Annotated in this window: 21 protein-coding genes; 6 read left to right on the forward strand and 15 right to left on the reverse strand. The window is 47.1% G+C overall.

Going from position 1 to position 23706, the window contains the following annotated elements:
- Positions 1-77: 77 nt before the first annotated feature.
- The 5 genes from dapF to carB all read right to left on the reverse strand — a co-directional run bounded on the left by dapF (position 78) and on the right by carB (position 6810).
- Positions 78-872 (reverse strand): diaminopimelate epimerase, encoded by a 795-nt coding sequence (dapF, locus tag WBG78_RS00640; protein ID WP_337324425.1) that lies wholly within the window; start codon positions 870-872, stop codon positions 78-80.
- Between the two features lie 96 nt (positions 873-968).
- Positions 969-1169 carry a hypothetical protein gene (locus tag WBG78_RS00645; RefSeq protein WP_337324426.1) on the reverse strand — a complete coding sequence of 67 codons (201 nt, stop codon included), beginning with the start codon at positions 1167-1169 and terminating at the stop codon, positions 969-971.
- A 216-nt stretch (positions 1170-1385) separates the two neighbouring features.
- The gene (locus WBG78_RS00650; protein ID WP_337324427.1) at positions 1386-2561 is read right to left on the reverse strand and encodes a glycosyltransferase family 61 protein; all 1176 of its coding nucleotides are present in this window, start codon (positions 2559-2561) and stop codon (positions 1386-1388) included.
- 195 nt (positions 2562-2756) lie between these two features.
- Complete coding sequence (locus tag WBG78_RS00655; RefSeq protein WP_337324428.1) at positions 2757-3932, reverse strand: glycosyltransferase family 61 protein; 1176 nt, start codon at positions 3930-3932, stop codon at positions 2757-2759.
- A 61-nt stretch (positions 3933-3993) separates the two neighbouring features.
- Complete coding sequence (carB, locus tag WBG78_RS00660; RefSeq protein ID WP_337324429.1) at positions 3994-6810, reverse strand: carbamoyl-phosphate synthase large subunit; 2817 nt, start codon at positions 6808-6810, stop codon at positions 3994-3996.
- A gap of 249 nt (positions 6811-7059) precedes the next feature.
- Between carB and WBG78_RS00665 the strand changes: the two genes are divergently transcribed.
- Positions 7060-8754 carry a GMC family oxidoreductase gene (locus WBG78_RS00665; RefSeq protein ID WP_337324430.1) on the forward strand — a complete coding sequence of 565 codons (1695 nt, stop codon included), beginning with the start codon at positions 7060-7062 and terminating at the stop codon, positions 8752-8754.
- 115 nt (positions 8755-8869) lie between these two features.
- Here WBG78_RS00665 and WBG78_RS00670 read toward each other — a convergent pair whose 3' ends face one another.
- The 8 genes from WBG78_RS00670 to WBG78_RS00705 all read right to left on the reverse strand — a co-directional run bounded on the left by WBG78_RS00670 (position 8870) and on the right by WBG78_RS00705 (position 19433).
- Positions 8870-12256: a S8 family serine peptidase gene (locus WBG78_RS00670; RefSeq protein WP_337324431.1), complete on the reverse strand. Its 3387-nt coding sequence runs from the start codon at positions 12254-12256 to the stop codon at positions 8870-8872.
- Between the two features lie 277 nt (positions 12257-12533).
- Complete coding sequence (locus tag WBG78_RS00675; RefSeq protein WP_337324432.1) at positions 12534-13865, reverse strand: DUF58 domain-containing protein; 1332 nt, start codon at positions 13863-13865, stop codon at positions 12534-12536.
- A gap of 75 nt (positions 13866-13940) precedes the next feature.
- Positions 13941-14918 carry an AAA family ATPase gene (locus WBG78_RS00680; protein WP_337324433.1) on the reverse strand — a complete coding sequence of 326 codons (978 nt, stop codon included), beginning with the start codon at positions 14916-14918 and terminating at the stop codon, positions 13941-13943.
- Between the two features lie 13 nt (positions 14919-14931).
- A complete protein-coding gene (locus tag WBG78_RS00685; protein ID WP_337324434.1) occupies positions 14932-16029 on the reverse strand; it encodes a DUF4350 domain-containing protein in 1098 nt (365 codons plus the stop codon).
- Positions 16030-16099: 70 nt separating this feature from the next.
- Entirely contained in the window at positions 16100-16891 is a 792-nt protein-coding gene (locus tag WBG78_RS00690) for a hypothetical protein (RefSeq protein ID WP_337324435.1), read from the reverse strand.
- 10 nt (positions 16892-16901) lie between these two features.
- Positions 16902-17885, reverse strand: coding sequence for a hypothetical protein (locus tag WBG78_RS00695; RefSeq protein ID WP_337324436.1), 984 nt, complete (start codon positions 17883-17885; stop codon positions 16902-16904).
- Positions 17845-18825, reverse strand: coding sequence for a stage II sporulation protein M (locus WBG78_RS00700; protein WP_337324437.1), 981 nt, complete (start codon positions 18823-18825; stop codon positions 17845-17847). Before WBG78_RS00700 ends, WBG78_RS00695 begins: the two co-directional genes overlap by 41 nt.
- A gap of 5 nt (positions 18826-18830) precedes the next feature.
- On the reverse strand, positions 18831-19433 hold the full coding sequence (locus WBG78_RS00705) for a hypothetical protein (RefSeq protein WP_337324438.1): 603 nt from the start codon (positions 19431-19433) through the stop codon (positions 18831-18833).
- A gap of 43 nt (positions 19434-19476) precedes the next feature.
- On the opposite strand from WBG78_RS00705, the gene WBG78_RS00710 reads away from it, so the two are divergent.
- The 5 genes from WBG78_RS00710 (at position 19477) to WBG78_RS00730 (ending at position 22740) form a co-directional block, all read left to right on the forward strand.
- The gene (locus WBG78_RS00710) at positions 19477-20193 is read left to right on the forward strand and encodes an RDD family protein (protein ID WP_337324439.1); all 717 of its coding nucleotides are present in this window, start codon (positions 19477-19479) and stop codon (positions 20191-20193) included.
- Positions 20190-20435, forward strand: coding sequence for a cytochrome b5 domain-containing protein (locus WBG78_RS00715; protein WP_337324440.1), 246 nt, complete (start codon positions 20190-20192; stop codon positions 20433-20435). Before WBG78_RS00710 ends, WBG78_RS00715 begins: the two co-directional genes overlap by 4 nt.
- A gap of 97 nt (positions 20436-20532) precedes the next feature.
- Entirely contained in the window at positions 20533-21378 is an 846-nt protein-coding gene (locus WBG78_RS00720) for an N-acetylglucosamine kinase (RefSeq protein ID WP_337324441.1), read from the forward strand.
- Positions 21375-22187 carry an N-acetylmuramic acid 6-phosphate etherase gene (gene murQ, locus WBG78_RS00725; RefSeq protein WP_337324442.1) on the forward strand — a complete coding sequence of 271 codons (813 nt, stop codon included), beginning with the start codon at positions 21375-21377 and terminating at the stop codon, positions 22185-22187. The genes WBG78_RS00720 and murQ overlap by 4 nt, the downstream gene beginning before the upstream one ends.
- On the forward strand, positions 22174-22740 hold the full coding sequence (locus tag WBG78_RS00730) for a hypothetical protein (RefSeq protein ID WP_337324443.1): 567 nt from the start codon (positions 22174-22176) through the stop codon (positions 22738-22740). Before murQ ends, WBG78_RS00730 begins: the two co-directional genes overlap by 14 nt.
- Here WBG78_RS00730 and WBG78_RS00735 read toward each other — a convergent pair.
- Complete coding sequence (locus WBG78_RS00735) at positions 22722-23342, reverse strand: transcription elongation protein SprT (RefSeq protein ID WP_337324444.1); 621 nt, start codon at positions 23340-23342, stop codon at positions 22722-22724. The two genes, WBG78_RS00730 and WBG78_RS00735, sit on opposite strands and share 19 nt — an antisense overlap.
- Positions 23343-23460: 118 nt before the next feature.
- Complete coding sequence (locus tag WBG78_RS00740; RefSeq protein ID WP_337324445.1) at positions 23461-23643, reverse strand: hypothetical protein; 183 nt, start codon at positions 23641-23643, stop codon at positions 23461-23463.
- Positions 23644-23706 lie beyond the last annotated feature (63 nt).

A 23706-nucleotide genomic window follows, 5' to 3' on the forward strand; every position in this document is an offset into this window, starting at 1 on the left:
CAATGCCACGCAGATCTGGCGCTGCCCGGCTTTAGGAGCGTCAAATTTAGTTTGTTTTTCGGGATCAGGATCAACAATTACAGTTCCAAATCACCTTCGAAGACCATTTTGGCAGGCCCGGAGAGGAAAATTTGTTTGAAACTGTCTGATTGTGTGTCAGGCTGGCTTGTCGGGGCCTTTTCAAAGTCCACGGAGAGGTCACCACCTAAGGTTTTAATGCGAACAGGTGAGCTATAACCACGAAGTGAGGCAGCCAGGGCAGCGGCTGTCACGCCCGTACCACATGAAAGGGTTTCGTCTTCGACACCCCGTTCATAAGTGCGGACAAAGATGGTATTATCAGCATCAAGGGAAACAAAGTTCACATTAGTGCCCCCTGGTTTATACGCTTCCGAGTACCGAATCTTTCTTCCCTCAGCGACAACCGGGTAGTTCCTAACGTCGGAAACAAACTTGATGTAATGTGGAGATCCTGTGTTGATGAAGAGATCGTCGCCCTGTTGTGAGACGGTCTTTACATCATTCAGTTTGAACTTCACTGTTCCTTCCGGAAATAGTTCTGCGATGTGACCACCATCGTAAGCGTTGAAGGTAGCCTTACCGTTGATCATGCCCAGACGGGAGGCAAAGCTAACAGCAGCGCGACTGCCATTGCCGCAAAGGCTCTGGGACCCGTCACTATTATAATATTTCAGGTTGAAGTTGAGCTTTGGATCATTTTCAATAAGCATGACGCCATCGGCACCGACACCAAAGCGTCGATCACAAATCCTGCTTATCTGATCGGCAGAAAGCGAGACAACTCCATCGCGGTTATCAATCACTACAAAGTCGTTGCCGGTTGCCTGATACTTATAAAAGTGAATTTTCACGAAACAGAAGGTCTTGTTGCAGTTTGAACGCCCGAAGCTAAACGAGTCGGCCTACGATCGAACCGCCTATTAAACAAAGTGAAATGGGAAGGAGTTCTATTTTACCTCTTCGTAGTCGATGTATTCGCCAGCCTTGTTGTTGCGGCCTTTCTTACCCTTTGGAGGATTATTAGCATGGAAGTTGCGTCGCTCCTGTTCCTTTAGTGCTTGTGACGCGGCGCCAGCACGAAAAAATAGGCTTCCAACCTTGTAGACGGCATACAGGAATAGGCCGAAGATGACAAGAAATTTGAGCATAGCGTTTTACGTTTTAACGAAAACCGGACAACAAAGGTACGGCTTTCTAAGTATAGACGCAGAATGGCAACTTATTATTTCGACCGGGGGACGGCACCCGCGACTTTCAGGCCGGTTCAGCTTCATTCAGGGGCTTATTCCTGGCCGGCATTTGTAAATTACAAGTCTGAAAATCAATAAGATACTTAAAAAAGTAGACCGCCCCTGGCCTCTCTATCAGGCGAGCATCTTCAGAATCCTGTTTTCGACCAGGTCTACATCCAGATCCAATCCGACATGTTGTCCCTCTATTGCATTTGTAGCAGCTCCGATTGAGGGAAGCAACAGATATTCATATTGAAGGGACCGCTTATCAGCTATGTCGTAATAAGCATGGCGAACGTAGGCATCGGGAAATATCTCAAGAACTTTTGTGCCCGGTTCACAATAAACAAGATTGGCAAGGCCGCCTCCATGTACGCCCACCAAAATGCTTGCTGAATTGAATACCGCTGCCTTTTCATATATGGAGAGTGGCGAGAGCATGACAATTTCAAAGCCATGGCTCTGTAGCATCTTCTCCAATTCAGCCTCATTCATAACAGTACGCTTGTTCTTTGCATCACCCCTCGAAATGTAAATCCTCTTCTTCGGCTCTTTAATCGGGTTCGGTACAATAGATCTATAAAGGAAGTCGCAGGACCACTTCGAATGGTGGTCATAAAACTTGATATGAGAGCTTACAAATAGCCAGTCGGCCTGGATGTGATGAATGTTTTCTTCGTCGATAATATGATGATCATCAATACCAAAGTGGTTCAGAAACTGCTTTTGGTATTGCATTCGTTGATTGGGAACGATAAAGTAACTGTCCTTATCCATTTCCCCGGATTGCTGAAAGAGGTACATCTTGGGAACGGTCTCGAGCATCCAGTGATAGAGAAAGTACTTGGCTCCACCTCCCGACATCAGACTAAAGACTTTGCCCTTGTACATCTTCGGCTTTACAAAGCCTTTCGTTTTAAAGATCTCGTTATCTTTTGCTTCATCGATACGTTCGTTTCCCCACTGGAAGCTAAGTTCTTCAATAACGTATCCCTCTTCTGAAATAGTTGCAAAGTGAGAACCATTAGCGCAATACATGCGGCCATTTTTCAATCCCGACACAAAGTCACCATGCGTCTGTATTTTCATTACAGGCTTTATGTATGGCGAACAGCTATCGACGAATTCCGGATCCAGCTTTAGTTCTGAACTATACGGAGGGTTCAACTCAAAAAACTTCGTCTTTTCATCGTTCAACCGGCGAACGTGAACAGTACCTTTAGGTTTGTATTTCCTATTAAACGGGATGTTTGCCTGAAAAAATTGACGGAGTTCAGACGTCAACCTTCTTTTAATTCTCTTAATCATCTGTTGGGGGCACTAGGGAGTAAAATAAGAAAACGCCGCCATTTCTGGCAGGCACTTTCTATGTCTATATGCGCTGGGGGTGCGCCGGGGTAACTGCCACAAGGACCGGTCCTTGCATAACATTAGATTTTACGATTTTTGAGGGCATCTGACCTCAAAATGTAAGCCTTCTAAACGCAAAATGTAGAGCGGGAATTAGCCGAGCATGCTCAGTATCGTGGACTCCACCACATCAACATCCACTATCAATCCGAGATTTTGGCCGTTCAGGGCATCCGTTGCTTCGCCTATCGAAGGGAACAGCAGATAGTTATGCTGTAAAGCTCGTTTGTTTGATATGTCGTGATAGGCATGACAGACATATTTGTCGGGAAATATTTCAAGAACCTTTGTACCCGGTTCACAGTAGACAAGATTGGCCAGGCCGCCACCATGAACAGCAACTAAAATGCTTGCTGAGTTAATAACAGCAGCTTTTTCGTAAATAGACATTGGCGAAAGCTGGACGCTTTCAAAGCCAAGTCTCAGTAGCATCTTCTCCAATTCAGCCTCGTTCCCGACTGGCCTCTTATTCTTTGCGTCACCTCTTGAGATGTAGATCCGTTTTTTAGGTTCTTTGATCGGATTCAGTACGATAGTCCGATAGAGGAAGTCGACCGACCATGCCGGATGGTGATCATAGTACTTGACGTGAGAGCTGACATACAGCCAATCTGCCTGTATGTGATGGATCTTCTCTTCGTCAATGATATGCTTTTCATCTATACCAAAGTGATTCAGAAATTCCCTTTGATACTGCATTCGCTGATTGGGAACTATAAAATAACTGTCCTTATCCATTTCTCCTGACTGCTGAAACAGGTGCATCTTAGGAACAGTCTCAAGCATCCAGTGATAAAGGAAATACTTAGCTCCGCCACCTGACATCAGACTGAAGACTTTGCCTTTGTAAACTTTAGGTTTTACAAAGCCCTTTGTTTTGAAGATCTCATTTTCTTTCGTCTCATCGATACGTTCGTCACCCCATTGAAAACTTAATTCTTCAACCGCGTAACCATCCTCGGTAATTGTGGTGAAGTGAGAAACATTGGTGCAGTACATGCGACCGTTTCTTAGTCCGGACACAAAGTCTCCCGGTGTCTGGATTTTCATGACCGGCTTTATATACGGTGAGCAGCTCGCAATAAACTCCGGGCTTAACGTCAATTCGGATGAATGCGGAGGATTCAATTCAAAGTACATCGTACGCTCATCGCTCGTACGCTGAACATGAACAATTCCTTTCGGTTTGTACTTTTGATTAAACCGGATGTTTGCCTGAAAAAACAGCCGAAGTTCAGACTTCAGCCGTCTCTTTATTCTTTCAATCATAAATAGCACCGAACAGAGTTACACACAACAGGAACAAGCTACAGCCTTGACTATAAACTGGCTATCTGCTCAGATATAGGTTCCTCTCTGAATAGATCTTCATGAAATAGTCATCCATAAGGTCGTCGATGAAGTAGATCGCTTCACCAGTGGACTTCATTTCAGGTCCAAGTTCCTTGTTTACATCAGGGAACTTATGGAATGAGAACACCGGCTCTTTTATCGCGTATCCCTTCTTTGTCGGATTGAAGGTAAAGTCTTTTACCTTCTTCTCTCCCAGCATCACTTTCGTGGCGTAGTTGACATAAGGTTCATCATATGCCTTACAAATGAAAGGCACCGTACGTGATGCACGCGGGTTTGCTTCGATGATGTAGACAGTATCTCCTTTTATCGCAAACTGGATGTTGATAAGACCTACAGTTTGAAGGGCGAGCGCGATCTTGTGAGTATAGTGTTCAATTTGTTTGATGACGAAGTCGCCGAGGTTATATGGAGGCAACACAGCATATGAGTCTCCAGAGTGAATACCTGCGGGCTCGATGTGCTGCATGATACCGATGATGTATACATCCTTTCCGTCGCAGATCGCATCGGCTTCGGCTTCTATTGCTCCATCGAGGAAGTGATCGAGGAGAACTTTGTTTTCAGGAAGGTGTTTCCAGATGTCGAGGATGTGATGCTCGAGTTCTGTTTCATTAATAACAATCTTCATACTCTGACCTCCCAAAACGTATGAAGGGCGGACGAGCAACGGGAAGCCTATTGTTTTTGATACCTCGATTGCCTCATCTGCGTTTTCAGCGACGCCGAATTCAGGATAAGGAATCGCGAGTTCTTTCAGAAGTGTCGAGAACCGGCCGCGATCTTCAGCGAGATCGAGTGCGTCGAAGGAAGTACCAATAATCTTGATGCCATACTTGTGCAGCTTTTCGGCAAGCTTTAGGGCGGTCTGCCCACCAAGCTGAACGATCACACCTACTGGTTTCTCATGCTGAATGATATCGTAGATGTGTTCCCAGAACACCGGTTCGAAGTAAAGTTTGTCTGCAATATCGAAGTCCGTTGACACAGTCTCAGGATTGCAGTTGATCATGATAGTTTCGTAGCCACACTCTTTTGCTGCGAGTACACCGTGTACGCAGGAGTAGTCGAACTCGATACCTTGTCCGATGCGGTTAGGGCCAGAGCCAAGAACAACTACCTTCTTTCTGTTCGAAGCAACTGACTCATTTTCTGAATCGAATGTTGAATAGTAATAAGGAGTTCTGGCTTCGAATTCTGCTGAGCAGGTGTCAACCAGCTTATAAACACGGTTGATGCCCATATCAACGCGCTTCTTGTGCACATCGCTCTCATAGCAATCGAGAAGGTGGGCGATCTGCCGGTCGGCATATCCCTTTTCTTTGGCCTTCTTCATAAGCGAAGCAGGGATATCGTGTATCTCATGCTTGCTGATTTCTTTCTCCAGTTCTATAAGTTCCTCGATTTGTTTGAGGAACCAGCGATCGATTTTAGTGAGCTTCTGCACGGTCTTCATAGGAATACCGAGCTTCAACGCATCGTATATGTGGAAGATCCGGTTCCAGCTTGGGTGCTCCAGGCTGTAGAGGATCTCGTCTTGCTTTTTCAATTCTTTGCCATCAGCGCCAAGACCATTTCTTCTGATCTCGAGCGACTGACAAGCTTTTTGCAATGCCTCCTGGAAGTTTCTTCCGATACCCATCGCTTCACCGACAGATTTCATTTGAAGGCCGAGCTGTCTGTTTGCACCGTGGAACTTGTCGAAGTTCCAGCGTGGAACCTTAACAATTACATAGTCAATTGCCGGTTCGAAGTATGCTGAAGTCGACCCTGTAATTGCGTTCTTTAATTCATCCAGGTTATAACCGATGGCTAGCTTCGCAGCGATCTTGGCAATTGGATAACCAGTTGCTTTAGATGCAAGAGCCGAAGAGCGTGACACGCGCGGATTGATTTCAATTCCGATGATGTCGTTATCGTTATCAGGGTTCAGCGAAAACTGAACGTTACATCCGCCGGCGAATTTGCCGATGCCGTTCATCATTTTGATCGCCAGGTTGCGCATGTTCTGATACACAGTATCAGGAAGAGTCATGGCAGGAGCGACTGTGATTGAGTCTCCGGTGTGAATGCCCATCGGATCGAAGTTCTCGATGGAACAGATGATGATTACGTTGCCTATGGCATCTCGAAGCAGTTCAAGCTCATACTCCTTCCAGCCCATGATGCTTTGTTCGACGAGCACTTCGTGTATAGGCGAAGCATGAAGGCCATTATTAAGGGCATCATCGTAGTCGTCCGGATTGTTAACAAAAGCACCGCCGGTTCCACCGAGTGTATACGACGGTCTGATTACGAGTGGGAAGCCAATCTCCTGCGCTATTTCTTTGCCCTGAAGGAACGATGTGGCAGTGCCTCCCTTACAAACCCCGACGCCGAGTTCCAGCATCTTCAGGCGGAACTTCTCGCGATCTTCGGTTGTCTCGATCGCTTTGATATCGACACCAATAATGCGAACTCCGAAATGTTGCCAGATGCCGGCCTTTTCGCAATCAATGCAGAGGTTCAACGCCGTCTGGCCACCCATTGTTGGCAGCACTGCATCGATGTGATGCTTTTCAAGAATTTCCCTGATGGACTTTTTGGTGAGCGGCTTCAGATACACATGATCTGCTGTCACCTTGTCGGTCATGATTGTCGCGGGATTTGAATTGATCAGCACGACTTCAATTCCTTCTTCCCTCAAAGATCTGGAGGCCTGCGAACCTGCGTAATCAAATTCACAAGCTTGACCGATGATGATTGGACCGCTTCCAATAATGAGTATGGAACGAATGCTTCTATCTCTTGGCATTGTTTAAACAGGAATGGGATGAACAAAATTGCGCAAAAATAAAACACGGACCGGATTCGCCGCACAAATGGGAATATTAATTCCAAAAAAATACAAGGCGAGCACAAGTACCGTTTGCAGCGAACTGTTTTCACATGTTTAAGAAAATGTATTTCTTAGCTGCAGACCGAAAAGCCGGAATGTCAAGTCTTCCAAATGGTAAGAAATTAGTTGCGGATTGGGGCGTTGGTAGATTTCACACAGTTATATATGAATCTTAATATCAGGGCAACAGCTGAAAACACCTACGATGCCATCGTGGTGGGTTCGGGAATCAGCGGCGGTTGGGCCGCAAAAGAATTGTGCGAACGAGGATTGAAGGTGCTCATGCTTGAGCGTGGGGCGCCGATGCAGCATCCCAATTATCCTACCTCCACACTTGATCCCTGGGATTTCCCCCATAGAGGGCGCCTGACTCCTGAGGAACGCGAAAAATGCTGGATTCAAACCAGGCACTATAGCATCCGCGAGGACAATAAGCACTTCTATATTAATGACCTCGAGAACCCTTATACAGAAGCCAAGCGATTCGATTGGATCAGGGGCGACGTGGTCGGCGGGAGGTCTTTACTATGGGCACGACAATGCTATCGCTGGAGTGACCTTGATTTTGAAGCCAATGCAAGGGATGGCCACGGTGTGGATTGGCCCATCCGATATAAAGATATAGAGCCATGGTACGCCTATGTCGAGAAGTTTATTGGTGTAAGCGGGCAGGCGGAAAATATTCCCCATCTCCCCGATAGCGTGTTCCAGCCTCCGATGGACATGAACTGTGTGGAGCGTGACTTTAAGAAGCGTCTCGAGTCGAAATTTCCGGATCGCAGGGTTACGATTGGGCGCTCTGCCAACCTGACAGCACCGGTTGAGGGTCGGGGCATTTGTCAGAGCAGGAATTTGTGTCATCGTGGTTGTCCGTATGGTGGATACTTCAGCACAAATGCCAGTACACTGCCTGCGGCTTTTGCTACCGGCAACCTCACACTTAGAACACATTCGCTTGTAAATGAGGTGTTGTACGATGAAGCACAAAAGCGTGCCACGGGCGTAGAGATCGTTGATGCCGAATCTAACGAAGTGATGCGCTTTTATTCAAAGCTTATTTTTCTCAATGCGTCGACAGTGTCAACGGCGTTCCTGCTGCTGAATTCGCGGTCGTCAAGATTTCCGAATGGTCTTGGCAACGACAGTGACCAGGTGGGTCGCAATCTCATGGATCATCACAAACAGGCGGGAGCGAATGCTACTGTTGAGGGGTTTGAAGGTGAGTACTACTTCGGACGAAGGCCAAATGGTCTCTATCTGCCGCGTTTCCGCAACCTATCAGAAAAGCGCAAAGATTACGTGAGAGGTTTCGGATACCAGGGTGGTGCATCGCGTGCGGGTTGGAACAGTCATGTTACAACGGATACTATAGGCGCTGATTTGAAGGAGGCTGTTCAAACACCAGGGCCGTGGGGTATCGGCATGGGCGGTTTTGGTGAATGTCTACCTTATGCAGATAACCGTGTCACGCTGAATACTGACAAAAAGGACAAATGGGGCCGCAATACGGTAACTGTAGATGCAGAGTTCAAGGAAAATGAGAAGGCGATGAGCATCGACATGGAGAGCGCGATGGGCGAGATGCTCGAGGACCTTGGTTATAAAAACGTTCGTACCTATCGTGACATGTCTTTCCCAGGAAACGCAAATCACGAAATGGGCACGGCCCGAATGGGAAGGGACAGGAAAACATCGGTGTTAAATTCGTTTAACCAGATGCACGAAGTCAAAAACGTTTTCATTACCGATGGATCGGCGATGGTTTCATCCAACTGCGTCAATCCATCACTCACATACATGGCGCTCACTGCACGCGCATGTGAGTATGCGGTAAATGAAATGAAGAAGCAAAACATTTGACGTCAGCCAGACACGCTGTTTAGTTCTGAAAAAGAGATCTGAACCCACGCATGGCCAGAGTGAGGAACATTGTGAGAGCGACGAAAACACACTCTCACGCTGTTCCTTGCAAGCGTTACCTGAATACCACGAACCTATGGGTCGACACTGTTGTCCCACTGCTGATCCGTAGCATATACTGACCGTTGCGAAGCCACGATGTGTTCACTGTTGAGATGTTGTCCGGCAAGTGCTCTTGTGTGGAAGGCTTGCCCTGACCTTCGGCTTGCATGGAGATCAATTTGTGTCCGGCAATATCCAGGATCTCAAACGTTACGTCTGCTCCTGAAGGCATAGCAATTAGCAAGCGATCGTCGACGACAGGATTCGGATAGATCGAAATGCCTGACAGAGTGCTTTCAATGCCCGTGATGAGACCGACCTCGACTTCAGACTGGCTCACACATTGATTTTCATTCGTTACTGTCAGACCCACTGTATACGATCCCTCATCAGGAAAAGTATAGCTGAATTCTTTTCCTTGTCCGGTGCCGCCGTCTTTTACTTTCCACGCCCATGATGTAGCATTTGTCTCAAGGGCCGTAAATGTCGTCACTTCTCCGGCGACAGGTGCATCGGGATTTGTCGTGAACGAAGCGTCAGGCAATTCATATGTGTTAACGGTCTGGCTATTAGTTGAAGCGCAAAAGAATCCTTCCCGCTTGACCTGCACTGTGTAACTTCCGGGCGTGCTAACGGTAATTGTCTTTGAGGATTCGCCTGAACTCCAGTCATAGTCATCGCCCTCGCCTGCATCAAGTACAACACTTCCTCCTTCACAAAAGGCTGTTTCACCAAGAGCTGTTATTGTGGGAGGAGTTACGACCTCCACCGTTGCCGGTACGCGAAGACTCTCATACTTATGATCGCCATTTGCGATGTAGAAGATTGTGTCGCGGGAAATGGGGCCAATTGTAAGTGTTGTTCCTTCCGCTATTGGTTGGCCGCCGATAAGGTCCTTATATAGTAAGTAATTGCCCGCGCCTTCAGGTTTTAACAGAGCAGGGGAACCTTCACATGCCTTCGTGATATCGATGGTCGGGACCGGAGCCTTTAACATCAGATTATAGACAGTATCGGCACGTCCGGCTGACTCAATTAATTCGTCCTGTGTCATGGCAGCATGCAGGGCAAAAGCAATTGTAATTGTTTCGCCCTGTGCAATTGAATACGGTCCGGAGCCAACGGTATGACTAACATCTCCTCCATTTGCTGCTGAACCGGCATCTGCTCTAGACACACCTGTGGATACAGATGTAAATTTTTCGTCGTCGGTGAATCCATCGTAAAGACCAAATGGATTCCCTGGCAGAGTTGGATCATTGTCGAGGGCACGGTATTGTGGCTGACCTGTCAATACCTGGATGCCAGCGCGTGGTAATTGCAGGCCAGTGACAGGAAACACATAGCCTAAACGTGAATCTGCATCCCAGCCGGCACGATCATGCGCCCCCTGATCAGCAATATCCCAGTCAGCAAACAGCCCGAAATACAGGTCTTGCATTGCAGCGTTCGTTTGGTTCGTTACCTTGTATTCCAAAATGATAAAGTTCCGATCGGGCTGCTCGCTCCAAACAAGACTTTGATATTTAATGAGAAGGTCGTCGCTTGTCACACTTCCCGAAATTTCAGAATAGGAACGTTTTCCAGGTGTATCCTTCTTCATGGAACTGTGCTGCGCGAAATCATCATCATATCCGCCGCCGATACCCCGCACGTTACTTTGAAGGTCAGTGGCTGAAGTTCCAACGATAAGTCCCATCTCAAACAACAACCGCTCCTCATTGTATAAGAAGCCTACGCCATTGCTTTGCGTTCCTGCATCGCCGTAACCAATTCTGCCGTTAGGAGAAAGCGAGGTAATGATGTTGTTTTCACGGATCTCCAAATAAGATGGGATTGAAAAATTCAGAAGCTCATGGTCCTCATAGTTATCGTCGGTTATTGTTACCAGGATCTCCACCACTTCATCCATTGGCAAACCCGGCAATAATTCGATACGAAATGGCGCACTGTTATTTCTACGTGTAGCTCCAGTGGTTAAGGTCCCAACTGTGAAGCTACCCTGCAGAATGTTTGCATAGGGTGATGACGTTGTGATCGTTGCAGTTAATGACGGACTTGTGGATTCCAGGTAGTTTGTAAAGTCCATGTATAGTAGCGCAGTTTCTCCCGGCGCTGGTGTCTGGTTATTTACATCGACAAATTTCTGATTGCTGATCCGAACGGAAGGGCTGTGCCTGGTTAGGGCAGCCAAAACGTCGAGGCGGCCGTGACCCAGCTTGTGAAAGTAATTGGGATTGGACGCATAGATCGATGCATCGGATGAAACACGCAGCTGCTCTGCCACCTGATGCGGCGTATAGTCCATATGTTGAGACCAAACTAAGGCAGCGGCGCCTGAGACGATTGGCGCAGACAGTGAAGTTCCCGACTCATATACGTACGTGTCTTTGTACTGTGTTGTATAGATATCTTCCCCTGGAGCGACGAGATCCAGAGTACGCCCATAGTTGGAAAAAAAGGTGCGTTCGTCATTAACGGTAGTGGAACCCACTGATAGTACGTTATCGTACGATGCCGGATAAATCGGCGCTTCCACGTTGCTGTTGCCTGCAGCTGCAATCACAAGGCATCCGAGGTCGAGCGTTACATAATTAATAATATCTTGTGCAATAGTGCTTGGGTTGTAGCTTCCCCAGGAACAGTTAATGATTCGCGCTCCGTGTGTTGCCGCGTAAAGTACTCCCAGATAGGTATTTGATGAATAGCTCGAGGCATTCGCGTCCTGATCGTCGGAATAGTGTTTCGTGAAAAGCACTCTCGCACCTTTTCCGACAGAAGCAATACCCACTCCGTTGTTAGTTGCTGCCGCAGCACAACCTGCCACCATGGTACCGTGTCCAAACAGCCCTGCTTTGGGCACTGATGGATTATTATCTCCAACGAAACCTGGTGAACCAACCTGTGCTGCAATGTCACCCGAAAAGTCCCAGCCGCGATTGTTGTCTATGTATCCGTCACCATCATTGTCGACACCATCTACAGGTTCAAGTGGATCAATGTAAAGTTTACCTGCGAGTTCGGGATGGCTGAGATCACCACCAGTATCAATAATGCCAATAATTAATTGCTCTTCGTTTTGCACCAGGTCCCATGCTTCTGTTGCCTTGATGACATTGAGATACGATTGAGCGGCAAACGATGGATCATCAGGAGTCAGCAATGGCCTGTTGGCAGGGATTGGCTCTACTACTTCGAAGTATCCGGTTGCTAACAATGATTGAATAGCATTTTCAATTGATCGACCTGTTTCGAGTGTCAATAAATGATATAGGGTGATATCAATGGTCTGACTCATGGGACCCCGACGGCCAGATGGACGATTCGCACCGGGAACAAGAGCGTGCACAGAGGAAACATCCGGCAGCGAAGCAACTCTGCCCCTTGCAGACGTCAACATTCCACCGTGTCCGGGTTTTAATTTCGTCCACACTGCATTCGTGAGGTATCCCTCATGAGAAGTATTACCCGAGGTTGCCGAGGACTGTTTTGATTGAGCTTTAAGTATTGTGGCCAAAGCAATCAGGCACAATGTTAAAGAAAACACGCGCAGTAAAGATCTGCACTGTTTGCAAACTCTTCTCAAAGCTCTCCTGTCAATAGTCATTAGTACATTTGCCTCCATCCGGTATTTCATTTCCCCTGCGTGTTCCATTTCACTATGCGTTTTCGATGGATCAAATCATTCCCCTTGCCTTTAGCTCGAGATATTTGTTGATCGTATTTACCGTAAGTAGCTCAGGTGGTGTGAGCACTGCTTGTATACCGTGACGAGTAAGTTCTTTTACGATCATTTTCTTATCAGTGCTCAGCTTCTCTGCAATCGCCTTATGATATATTTGCTGCACACTTTCGGCTGACGACCGGATCACTTCCTCCAATTCAGTATTCTCAAAAAAGATCACAACCAAAAGATGCTGATCCGCGAGACGCTTCAAATAAGGCAATTGACGTTGCAGGCTGTAGAGCGATTCAAAGTTGGTGAACAGCAATAACAGGCTGCGCTGAGTGATCTTTCTGCGAATATGAGAGAACAGCGAAGCATAGTCCGTTTCCTTGTATGCTGTCTTTTGATTGTACAGCACTTCCAATATTGTTGCCATTTGCCGGCTTTGCTTGCCTGCGGGAACCGTGGCATTCACCTTGTGCTGGAAAGTTATCAACCCTGCCTTGTCCGACTTTTTGATGGCGATGTTCGAGATTACGAGACTTGCATTGATTGCGTAGTCCAGCAGGCTTAGTCCATTGAATGGCATCTCCATAACGCGGCCCTTATCAATAAGGCTATATACCTGCTGAGACCGTTCGTCCTGGTAGTGATTTACCATTAGTGAATTCTTCCTTGCAGTAGCCCTCCAGTTAACGGTTCTAAAATCATCACCGCTTACGTACTCCTTGATCAGCTCGAATTCCATATTCTGACCGATGCGGCGAATGCGCTTAATGCCAACCTCCGTTAGCCGGTTTGAAATGGCCATAAGTTCATACTTCCGCATTTGAATGAACGAAGGGTACACCGGCACGACGACATCTTCAGAAAACCTGAAGCGCCTTTTGAAAAAGCTGATGGGGGATTCTACAAATACATTGACGGAGCCAAATGAGTACTCTCCTCTTTTGACTGGCCTCAGACTATAAACAAGAACCTTCGAATCACCTGAGTTGATTGAGAGATTAAATGACAGGTCGCGTCGCTGAAACTGATGAGGCACTTCGTCAATGATCTCAAGAGCAGCTTTGAAAGGATAAAAATTATCAAGCGCAATTCTTATATCGTTATCGTCGCCATTGGACAATCGTTCAGGCACCCGTCTGCTTCCCCGAAGTCCGACGCGGGTCCGATACAGAAGAATCAGATCAGTAAGAGCAACTGCCAGCCATGCAATGAATAGTATTTTTGGAATGAGAACAGGCAAATCAAGCACAAAGGTCACAATGAACACAAAGACCACAACGCCAGCCATTTGAAACAGCCGCTTGCTCAGGTATAAAGTCCTGATCAGTTTCATTGGATATCGTTGCTAAAGTGATACATGCTCAATTTACGTTCATACATCTGATTGGCGCCAGACTAAAACAGTAGGTTAACGCGGAACTTCAATCTTATCGATGATCTGCTTCACTACATCATCTGTAGTGACTCCCTCCATTTCTTTATCGGGTGTAAGAGCAACACGGTGCCTCAGCACAGGCAGCGCTATGGTTTTGATATCTTCCGGTGTTACAAAGTCGCGACCATGGATGCAGGCATATGCTTTTGCTGCGTTGAGCAAAGCAATGGATGCCCGTGGCGATGCGCCAAGGAACAACGCCGAACTTGAGCGAGTCTCGTGCACGAGCTGAGCTACGTACCTTAACAGATTTGGCTCGACATGAATTTCCTGAACGATGGCCCTGTATGCTACAATGTCGGCGGCTGTGAGCACTGGATTAACTTCATGTGTAGGCTTTACACCTTTTCGCTGGTGATGTCCCGCCACGATCTCGACTTCTTGTTCCAGCGTTGGATAGTGAACGACTATCTTGAACAGGAAGCGATCGAGTTGAGCTTCCGGAAGGCGATACGTGCCTTCGTGCTCGACGGGATTCTGAGTAGCCACAACTATGTATGGCGCGTCCAGCTGATACGTGGTGCCATCGATGGTGACCTGTCTTTCTTCCATCGCTTCAAACAACGCGGATTGAGTTTTAGCAGGAGCGCGGTTGATCTCATCGATAAGCACGATGTTTGAAAATATCGGACCGGCCTTAAACTGAAATTCAGATTGCTTCATATTGAACACCGAAGTGCCAAGCACGTCTGAGGGCATCAGATCCGGAGTGAACTGGATTCGGTTGAACTTTACGGAAACAACCCGTGACAATAATTTTGCCGTCAACGTCTTGGCTACACCCGGAACGCCTTCGATCAATACGTGTCCGTCTGCCAGCATGGCAGTGATGAGGAGATCGACCATATCGTGCTGACCAACGATGACTTTCGCCACCTCGGCACGGATAGTATTTATTCGCTCATTAACTATGCTAAGGTCGACGCGATTCCGGAAAATACTTTCTTCCACTGTTGTTGTTTGTTTAGCTATTGTTATAAAATGCTTCCAGCTTTGAGTTCAGCTCAATCAGGTGATGCGATGTCATGACGGGTCTGGCCTTGACTTCATTAATCACCCAAAGCAAAGCTGTGATACTTTTCTCATCACGTCCTGACTTCTTTGCCAACGCGGCAGCGAAAGCTTCATCGAGCTGATTGGTGCTGAGTGAATACTTTGTCCGGACGTATTCGAGAAAGAATGTTACCTTCTTCCCGGCGATATTCTTGTGATCGCCGTTCTGATAATACAAGTCACCTATCGTTGCAACAAACTCCAGAGTTGTATTTGCAAGCGGGCGTATGACGGGAATGATGCGCTGCCTTCGCTTTATCTCAAACAGCATGAAGCCCAGAAGGCATAGAATGGATATGTAGTAAGCCCATGCGAGCGGTTCGTTCTGTAATATGAAACGCAATGGTGTAGACACTTCTCTGCGCCCAAGTTGATAGAATTCAGTCCATGTCAGCTCATTCCCGGGGAGGTAAGAGAGCTGTGTTGAAACCAACTTGTTATTATCTCCCGCAAGCAAGCACATATTTGTGAACATCAATGGCGTGGAGTTTATGAGGAGATCACCCTTGCCCCATTTCATTCGAATGGTGACGGGGCGGTGTTCTTCATTTACGGCCACGACCAACGTTCGCGTGGTGTCGAAGTTGTAGACCTGATTCTCAATTGCTCCTTTCTGGAAATGATACGTTGTTAAAGTATCAAGCTGCGCTGATACTATATGTAAACTGCTTGAGTCACTGCCCGTGAAAATGTCTCCGCTTCGAAGATTTAACTTCAGGGTATCGGCAAATTTTCCTCCCAAGTGTTTGGTCGATATGAATGCAGCTCCTCCTTTATAAACGTGGTCAAGGAGAGCGATAGCATCTTCATCGCCGGGGCTGAAGGCTTCCGCAATTATCAGGAGAGAGGATCCGGCTTTCACCGAGTCTCTGAGTTCATACAATGTTTTGTACGAATGCCTAATGGGGCCTGTATGCGACTGCAGTAGTTCGTTAAAAGCATATCCACCAAAAGGATTTTTATCGTCAGGTGAAAACGTAACTGTCCAGTTGTATTGCTTCGGGCTCATAAGCCTGAGGAGGACAAAGGCCCCGATTGCCAGGGAGATATACAATATGTATTTCCAATCGCGTGTCATTTTACAGGCTGCGACGCCATTCGTCAAAGGTTTGTTTCACGCGTGCATACACGCTATCCGTCACCTGGAAATGTCCATACCAGGCGTATTCGAAATAATAGTTCAGATCACTGAAACCTTTTTTAATATTTTCAGTCGTGAGTTCATTAACATAGTCGGCATTCGTCTTGCCCTGCTCCCAATGAATATGATTCTTATCTGATAGCATCTTTAACGCATACAGGAACAGCAACCTCACGCCCAGTCGGTAGTCCTGTTGTGCGAGCGCTTCCTGGATGAGCTTATCGAAGTCCATTTCGTGAATATTCTCCTCAAGTGTCCGATGTGAAATCTGCGATGCTGAATCACCGTAGAAAACCTGGAAGGCGTTCACTTTAAGGATCATCAAGACGATCACGACCACTGCAACGAGAAGCAATGCGTAGAGGAGGAATCTGCCCCAATTGGTTTCCGTTGCTGTACTAAACAGCATTTCAATTAATTCAACAAGCCACCGAAGGAAGCGTTGCCATAACGACTCACCTACTGTTGCTTCGACTCCATATTGCAGGTCGGGGTTATCCTTCAGCTCCCTCAATTTCTGCGCATCAAAGATCCTTGCATCAACGGCCGTCGTATCTGCGGGAGCGTTGCTGGCCGATTTATACGTGAAGGCCGAAATAATGGTAGAGTCCTGAATCACAGAACCCGAGTCTTGCGCAATAATGATAGAGTCCTGCATCAGAACAGAGTCCTGAGTTTGCGCAAAAGCGCTGCAGGAAAGCAAAACCATCATCAGCGTAAGGAGACGCATGCCGCTCGGGTTAGTATGTTTCGTCGGTAGGTGTGGGGGCCGTTGATTCTCCAAATGAATCAATACTCGACATGAGTCCCTTTGCTTCCTTCATTTCAACCAGGTTGAAGTACTGGAATGCTATACCAATGTTGGGCAGCGCTGAGAGAAGAAGCTGAACCATATAGTAAATAGCCATTAGCGCCATAGTCACGGTCGACAGGCTTTCACTTTCAAATGGGTTGGCGGTAGGATCGGTCGATATATTGTGCATCGCCGTTACTCCCATGATGATATACAGCGGGAATATGGGTATGTAGGAGATGATCATCATGATGAAATACAATATGAAGATCAACCCGAACGTACTCCACCACTTTCCTCTCACAAGTTTGAAGGATCGCCCAAGTGCGTCAAAAAAGCCGAGGCCTTCGTAGGCCCTGACGAAGAAAGTAAGCGACACACTGACGATGAGATAAAAAAGAAGAAACATGAATAGCCATACGCCCAGGACCGCTACAACCGGTGAACCGGTTGCAAAGGGAATGATTATCATCATGAGGACAAAACAGAAAATCGCGAAGGTGAAAAAGAAGTAAATGGTTGTACCCAGATAAGTCCAAATCGTTTTTCGAACACGCTCCCATACGAGAGCTGCAGGTATGTCATTTGTTTTAAGTTCCTCGTAGAGCAGTATGTAGTTATTGATGGTGGCTATCGACATTACGCTGCTTAACAAGACAAGGATCATGGCGAGGATAAATTGCAGCCAGAACGTCGGAGAGCTGAATAGCTCGATTGATCTTTCCGGATTGCTCTCCATTGTTCCGAGCGTGAAGATGTCGCCGAAGAACGAACCCATGATAAGGCTTGCTATGAGTACGGGAGGTCCGGCGATCATAAGTGATGCCTTTCCCAGTGACTTCCAATTCTGTTTGATGAACTCGAAAGTCGCGTTCATCTTGCGACTAAAGTCACGCGTCAGGTGATACTCGATCGGTTGAAAGTTTTGCATGGCGTCGAATAGGATAAAAAATGAAATAGAAGGTCATCAAAAATGCTGAAGCTCCGATAATCAGAGTTTTCAGTGCCCAGTGCATAAATGCATAACGTGTTATAAAGGACTCAATAAATGCTGCAAGGATGAAAAACGGAACCAGCCCCATCACAATCTTGAGGCCGTCCATCGCACCTTTTCGAAACGATACAAGTCTCGAGTAAGTACCAGGGAACAGAAGGCTGTTACCCATGCGAAAACCAGCGGCACCAGCGATTACAATTGAAGTAAGTTCAATGGTTCCGTGCAACATGATGACGGGAAATGCCTGGGAGAATTGTTGCTCTTTGCCGAAAAAGGTAGTGAAGGCACCTACCATAACGCCGTTATAACCCAGGTAAATTCCAGTTCCGATCGATGCGAAGAGTCCGTAAACAAACACTCTGAAAGACACAAAGATATTATTCCACGCGATCATCACGAACATCATCAAGGGCGATTCGCCCGAATAGACATCAGTAGGGTTTCCTTTCCTGATGTTTTCGAGTGTCATGTTTACATAGGCATCGCCCAAAATTAATCGCACGAAAGTGTCGTCGTAATATGCCGATACGCCGCCTATTGCCACCGTTACAAAAAAGATGATGAATGCATACACCAACACTTTGCGGGCGGCGAACATAACATCGGGAACCTCCTCGGTCCAGAAGGTTACGAATCGACGGTTATTCTCTTTCTTGTTTTTGTAGATCTCCAGCCTGACTTTTCCGGCAAGGGTATTAAGGTATTTTGTTGTACGGCTCTCGGGGTACTGCGTTCGAGCATATGAAAGATCATCGGTAACCTGAATGAACAATTCCGCGAGACGATCAGGCGTTCCAACCTGTTTCCTGTTCACAACCTTTTCAAACTCCTCCCAACGGGCCTTGTTCTGTTTTACAAATGTTGTCTCTTTCATAACGATCACCGTCCTCCCCTGCTGTTCCTTTTCGCTGACCCGGCGAGACTGACAAGCGCCACCCCGAATATGTGTTCGGAACAGATCATATTAACAGTTTGTGCTGACCGCATGGGAGTTGAGCTACGATAAATATCCACCATTATACCAACGTCGTCCCTTTCTACCACTCCGTTTTCGGCGAACCGCCTCACGCTTTTCAGTGTGTTTGGCCGATGTTTCGGGACTTCGCAAAACTGGCAGTAAATCTCCTTCAATGATCGCCTGTTAAGACGTGCCTCCGTGACGAACGAATCGCAGTTTTCAAGGTCTTTTTGGCTCCATTGACCGTTTTTAGCGTCGCAGGTTAATGAGAGCTTTCCAATTGCCGAATCGAATTGGCTTTTAGCCGTTGATGCTGAAAGTACAGATTCGTCGGTCAGCGGCTTACTGATATATTCGGTTAAATTGATGACGGTAAAGTCCATCGTGTCGGCCAAAACGAATTTCCGGGCGAATTCTTTGGCGCCTCTCCGCCATCGCCCACCCGAGAAACAGGATTGTTTGCCACCTGTGCCGGCAATGAGCAAACCGCCGGTTGAAGCAACAAGCGATCGGGGGAAATTCATTCTTAATTGCTTTAATTTGAAATTTGCATAAAATCCGAGGTGGATGCAAACCATACGAGTACGCACGACCCAAAATGTATATATAGATTATGCGCTTGCTAGTATTGGCGATCGCATACTTGCTTATTTGATTGACCGCGTTATTCTGATCCTATATACTGTCGCTTTGTTTGCCTTCTTTGTACAGGCTGACGTCAACAATATTTGGGTATGGATTATTCTCCTTGGCATTCCCTGGTTGTTCTATAGTTTGGCGTTTGAGATCACTATGAATGGACAAACACCTGGAAAACGTGTGATGAACATTCAGGTGATTAAGCTGGACGGTACGCCGGCAACGGTCGGCAGCTACCTCCTCCGTTGGATATTTGCCCTTGTGGATTTTTATATAATGTCAGGCGTGATCGCCGTTGTATGCATTGCAATGGGAGGACGAGGCCAACGTGTTGGCGATATGGTTGCCAACACTTCCGTAGTTAAGGGCGGTTTACAACAGGAGATCTCGGGTAGTGACATTTTCATCACACCGGAAGAAACACACACACCAACTTTTGCACAGGTTGCAGATCTCAGCGACCGCGATATTGAAATAATTCATCGTGCGCTTGAGGTAATGCGTCAGCACGATAACGATGAGCCCGTTCTGGCGTTGACGGATAAAATCAAGTCCCGCCTGGGTATTCAATCGGATCTGGGTGCTGTTGATTTCCTGAACACCATTGTGAAGGATTATAGCATTGTGATGGCAGGAAGGGTATGAGTGGTGAATTGCCAGAGTACACACGCGCACATCTTGCTTTACGCAACGGGCAAGACAAGCCTGAGATTTGGGTCGCACTCGATGGCATAATATATGACGTCACGCGTTCACGCCTTTGGCGAGATGGCAAACACTATGAACATTGGGCCGGACAGGATTTGACGGACGAATTGAAGGACGCTCCGCACAATGCCAATGTGTTTGATAAGTTTAAGGCTATCGGCCGCCTTAAAAAGACCTAAAAACGAATCATTTCGAACGTATGCTTTAACGGTTTTTCTTTTAGCTTTGCGGCTTGAAGTGTGACCATATCTTCACTAGAATTTCGTTCATTCAAACATGATCCTTATTGCCGACAGTGGGGGCTCCAAAACAGATTGGAGACTAATCGATAACAGCGGTGCGGTGAACCAGGCCAATGCACCCGGCTTTAATCCTTATTACCAACCAATCGACGATCTTAAAAAGTCAGTGCAAGAGTTGCTCTTGCCCAAGATCAATGAAGAGGTGAACAAAATCTTCTTCTATGGTGCAGGGGTATCTTCTGTAAAGAACCAGTTAACGATCAAGAGTGCATTTCTGGAATTCTTTCCTGGAGCGCACATAGAGATTGGCTGGGACCTTCTGGCAGCGGCGCGTGCGCTGTGCGGACATGAACCTGGCATTGCCTGCATTATGGGTACAGGTTCAAACTCATGTCTGTACGATGGTAGCAAGATCACTGGCAATGTTGCTAACCTGGGCTGGATACTGGCCGATGAAGGATCCGGTGCCAACATTGGTCGGAAGTTTCTGGTTGACTATCTGCGGGAAGTGATGCCTGAAAACCTGCGCAATCAGTTCCGCGAACGCTATCCCCTTTCGAGAGAAGAGTTCCTTGAAAAAGTTTATCAGCAGGAACGGCCGAGCGCCTTTCTGGCAAGTTTCACAAAGTTCATCTTTCAACATTTGAAAGAACCTTATTGCTATCAGTTGATCTATAACAGCTTCGCAGAGTTCTACGAGAACAATGTGATGAAGTATGATAACTACAAGAATCTGAAGGTTCACTTCACAGGATCCATTTCATTTTACTTCAGCGATGTACTTCGCCAGGTAGCGAATGATAAAGGTATTACGGTAAAGAACATACTTGAGGGACCGATTGCCGGTCTCACGCTCTATCATAAAAAGGACATCAATTGAGCACCACAGAGTCCAGCTCGAACTATCAGAACCTCGAACGCATGAGCGTTCAGGAGCTGCTTCACAATATTAATCGTGAAGATCAGTCTGTACCGCTTACCATCGCCAGGTGCATTGATCGTATTGAGCCGCTTGTAAACGCTATCGTTTCACGGATGGCCACGGGTGGTCGCCTCTTTTATATCGGTGCCGGCACCAGCGGTCGATTGGGAATAGTTGATGCTTCTGAAATTCCTCCAACGTACGGGGTACCGCACGGACGGGTAGTGGGAATCATGGCTGGTGGTGACAAGGCGATTCGAAAGGCTGCAGAGTTTGCAGAGGACGACGAAAAGCAGGCGTGGCTTGACCTTCAGGAATATCAGATCAATTCGAACGACGTACTGATCGGCATCGCTGCATCCGGACGAACTCCATACGTGATTGGCGGTGTCAGGACTGCACGGGTCAACGGTATCGCCACTGGCTGCATTGTATGTAATGCTGGTTCAGCATTGGCACGCGAGGTAGAGTTTCCTGTCGAAGTGGTAGTGGGCCCGGAATTTGTGACTGGCAGTACGCGGATGAAGGCCGGCACAGCACAAAAGCTTGTATTGAACATGATCTCTACCACGGTCATGATCAAATTAGGACACGTAGTGGGGAACAAAATGGTCGACATGCAGCTCACCAACTACAAGCTTGTAGAGCGGGGAGTGCGCATGATCGTAGAAGAGACGGGTATCCCGACCTCAACAGCGGAGGAACTACTCAAGCAACACGGTTCTGTGAGAAAGGCCATCGACGCCTGGAAGCATGCACAACATTGAACCGTATTATAACTGGTTAAAGTACTACGATTCCTCAGCAGACGATCGCTCTCCGTTCTTCGGAAAGCAATATAATCACGACGTATACTCCGAGACCATTTATGGCTACTACATCGATCCTGCCTGGGACGGCTTTGGTTCGGAGACGCTATACATGAAGATCCTTTATGCCGACTACCATACAGGTTTCGCGGTGATCGAATTCATTGGCGAATGGAATGACGCAATCAACAACGACATCATGACACTTAAAAGAAACATCCTTGAGGTGATGATGGCCGAGGATCTCAACAAGTTCATCCTTATTGGCGAGAATATTCTGAACTATCATGGTTCAGACGATTCATACTATGAAGAATGGTTTGAAGAGGTTGGCGATGGATGGATTGCCGCTGTTTCTTTTCCGCAGTTCGTTCAGGATGAGTTCAGGAAATATCACATTGATCAATACATCAATATGGGTGGAACGCTGCAGATCGATCAGTGGCGTACGCTACGCCCTCAGAATTTCTGTGACCTGGTGAGCACGCTAATTCAGAGAAGACTTAACTGAACATCGGTAACCACGGCATCCACTGGTACCAGGTAGTCACGTTTTGATTGCAGCTCGCGACAAAGCACACGTGTACGCCGAAGTTTTCCCTTCTTAAACCATCGACCCTGAAGTTTGAAAATGCTTCCTTCCGGTACCTTATCAAGGGTGACAGCCGGATTCTTATCAAACCTTCTAAACACTTCAGTTAGCTGTGGGTCGGCATACGAACTTGCCTTGGGATTGATCATATGACGACGCAATTCGTGAAGCAGAGTTTCGGGGAAGATCTCCTCCCATAACAACGGGATCATCAGGTCGGTAAAAGTAGTGCGCCATTGAAGGCCGTGAGGATCGACCCGTGAGCCGTGGGTAATGTAGACACGCAGGTGCGCAACCTCATGCACATACGTCATTAGGAAAAGGTAAGGATTCAGATCATTGTTGAGTGTGATTCGGGGATGAGCCTTTGTATTCCGGCTGGTAAAGTCTCCGACTTTGGTTTGACGCGCGCGTGTAATCTTCAGTTCGAAGGGACTTGCTTTCCACAGTTCGACGCAGTAGCCCAACGCAGGGGCTGGAACATGCGATTGCAGGATGCTTGTAACGCGTTCTGATGTCATTCCTTAGCGAGGTGTTAAGTCCATGGGTTGTTAGCCTGCCATGGCATTCGTGTGGTAACATCAAAAAAAAAGGCTTTAGTTTCCTAAAGCCTTCGTTTGTTTCGAAGTTCTGTTCGACTTAGTGAGCAGCTGTTGTATCAGCAGCAACAGAGTCAGAAGCAGCTGAATCAACAGCAACAACTTCTTCAGTCACTTGAGCAGCAGAATCAACGTTTGTTTCTGCAGTTTCAGCCTTCTTGCCACATGCTGCGAAAGCAAAAGCAAAACCAGCTACAGCTACGAGTGCGATCAATTTTTTCATAGTTTACAGGATTTAAAAAATTCACCGCAAATATAAGTATTAATCCGCACGCCAATTATTGCG

It is taken from the genome of Chryseolinea sp. T2 (assembly GCF_037203685.1).
GTDB lineage: Bacteria > Bacteroidota > Bacteroidia > Cytophagales > Cyclobacteriaceae > Chryseolinea.

Excerpts from the sequence above, each read along its gene's own strand:
- WBG78_RS00645 (WP_337324426.1), bottom strand. The coding sequence starts at position 1,169 with ATGCTCAAATTTCTTGTCATCTTCGGCCTATTCCTGTATGCCGTCTAC.
- WBG78_RS00735 (WP_337324444.1), bottom strand. The coding sequence starts at position 23,342 with ATGACATCAGAACGCGTTACAAGCATCCTGCAATCGCATGTTCCAGCC.
- WBG78_RS00670 (WP_337324431.1), bottom strand. The coding sequence starts at position 12,256 with ATGTTGACGTCTGCAAGGGGCAGAGTTGCTTCGCTGCCGGATGTTTCC.
- WBG78_RS00690 (WP_337324435.1), bottom strand. The coding sequence starts at position 16,891 with ATGCGTCTCCTTACGCTGATGATGGTTTTGCTTTCCTGCAGCGCTTTT.
- WBG78_RS00720 (WP_337324441.1), top strand. The coding sequence starts at position 20,533 with ATGATCCTTATTGCCGACAGTGGGGGCTCCAAAACAGATTGGAGACTA.
- WBG78_RS00695 (WP_337324436.1), bottom strand. The coding sequence starts at position 17,885 with ATGCAAAACTTTCAACCGATCGAGTATCACCTGACGCGTGACTTTAGT.
- WBG78_RS00685 (WP_337324434.1), bottom strand. The coding sequence starts at position 16,029 with ATGAGCCCGAAGCAATACAACTGGACAGTTACGTTTTCACCTGACGAT.
- WBG78_RS00665 (WP_337324430.1), top strand. The coding sequence starts at position 7,060 with ATGAATCTTAATATCAGGGCAACAGCTGAAAACACCTACGATGCCATC.
- carB (WP_337324429.1), bottom strand. The coding sequence starts at position 6,810 with ATGCCAAGAGATAGAAGCATTCGTTCCATACTCATTATTGGAAGCGGT.
- WBG78_RS00650 (WP_337324427.1), bottom strand. The coding sequence starts at position 2,561 with ATGATTAAGAGAATTAAAAGAAGGTTGACGTCTGAACTCCGTCAATTT.
- WBG78_RS00740 (WP_337324445.1), bottom strand. The coding sequence starts at position 23,643 with ATGAAAAAATTGATCGCACTCGTAGCTGTAGCTGGTTTTGCTTTTGCT.
- WBG78_RS00710 (WP_337324439.1), top strand. The coding sequence starts at position 19,477 with ATGCAAACCATACGAGTACGCACGACCCAAAATGTATATATAGATTAT.
- WBG78_RS00730 (WP_337324443.1), top strand. The coding sequence starts at position 22,174 with ATGCACAACATTGAACCGTATTATAACTGGTTAAAGTACTACGATTCC.
- WBG78_RS00700 (WP_337324437.1), bottom strand. The coding sequence starts at position 18,825 with ATGAAAGAGACAACATTTGTAAAACAGAACAAGGCCCGTTGGGAGGAG.
- WBG78_RS00655 (WP_337324428.1), bottom strand. The coding sequence starts at position 3,932 with ATGATTGAAAGAATAAAGAGACGGCTGAAGTCTGAACTTCGGCTGTTT.
- WBG78_RS00715 (WP_337324440.1), top strand. The coding sequence starts at position 20,190 with ATGAGTGGTGAATTGCCAGAGTACACACGCGCACATCTTGCTTTACGC.
- WBG78_RS00705 (WP_337324438.1), bottom strand. The coding sequence starts at position 19,433 with ATGAATTTCCCCCGATCGCTTGTTGCTTCAACCGGCGGTTTGCTCATT.
- WBG78_RS00675 (WP_337324432.1), bottom strand. The coding sequence starts at position 13,865 with ATGAAACTGATCAGGACTTTATACCTGAGCAAGCGGCTGTTTCAAATG.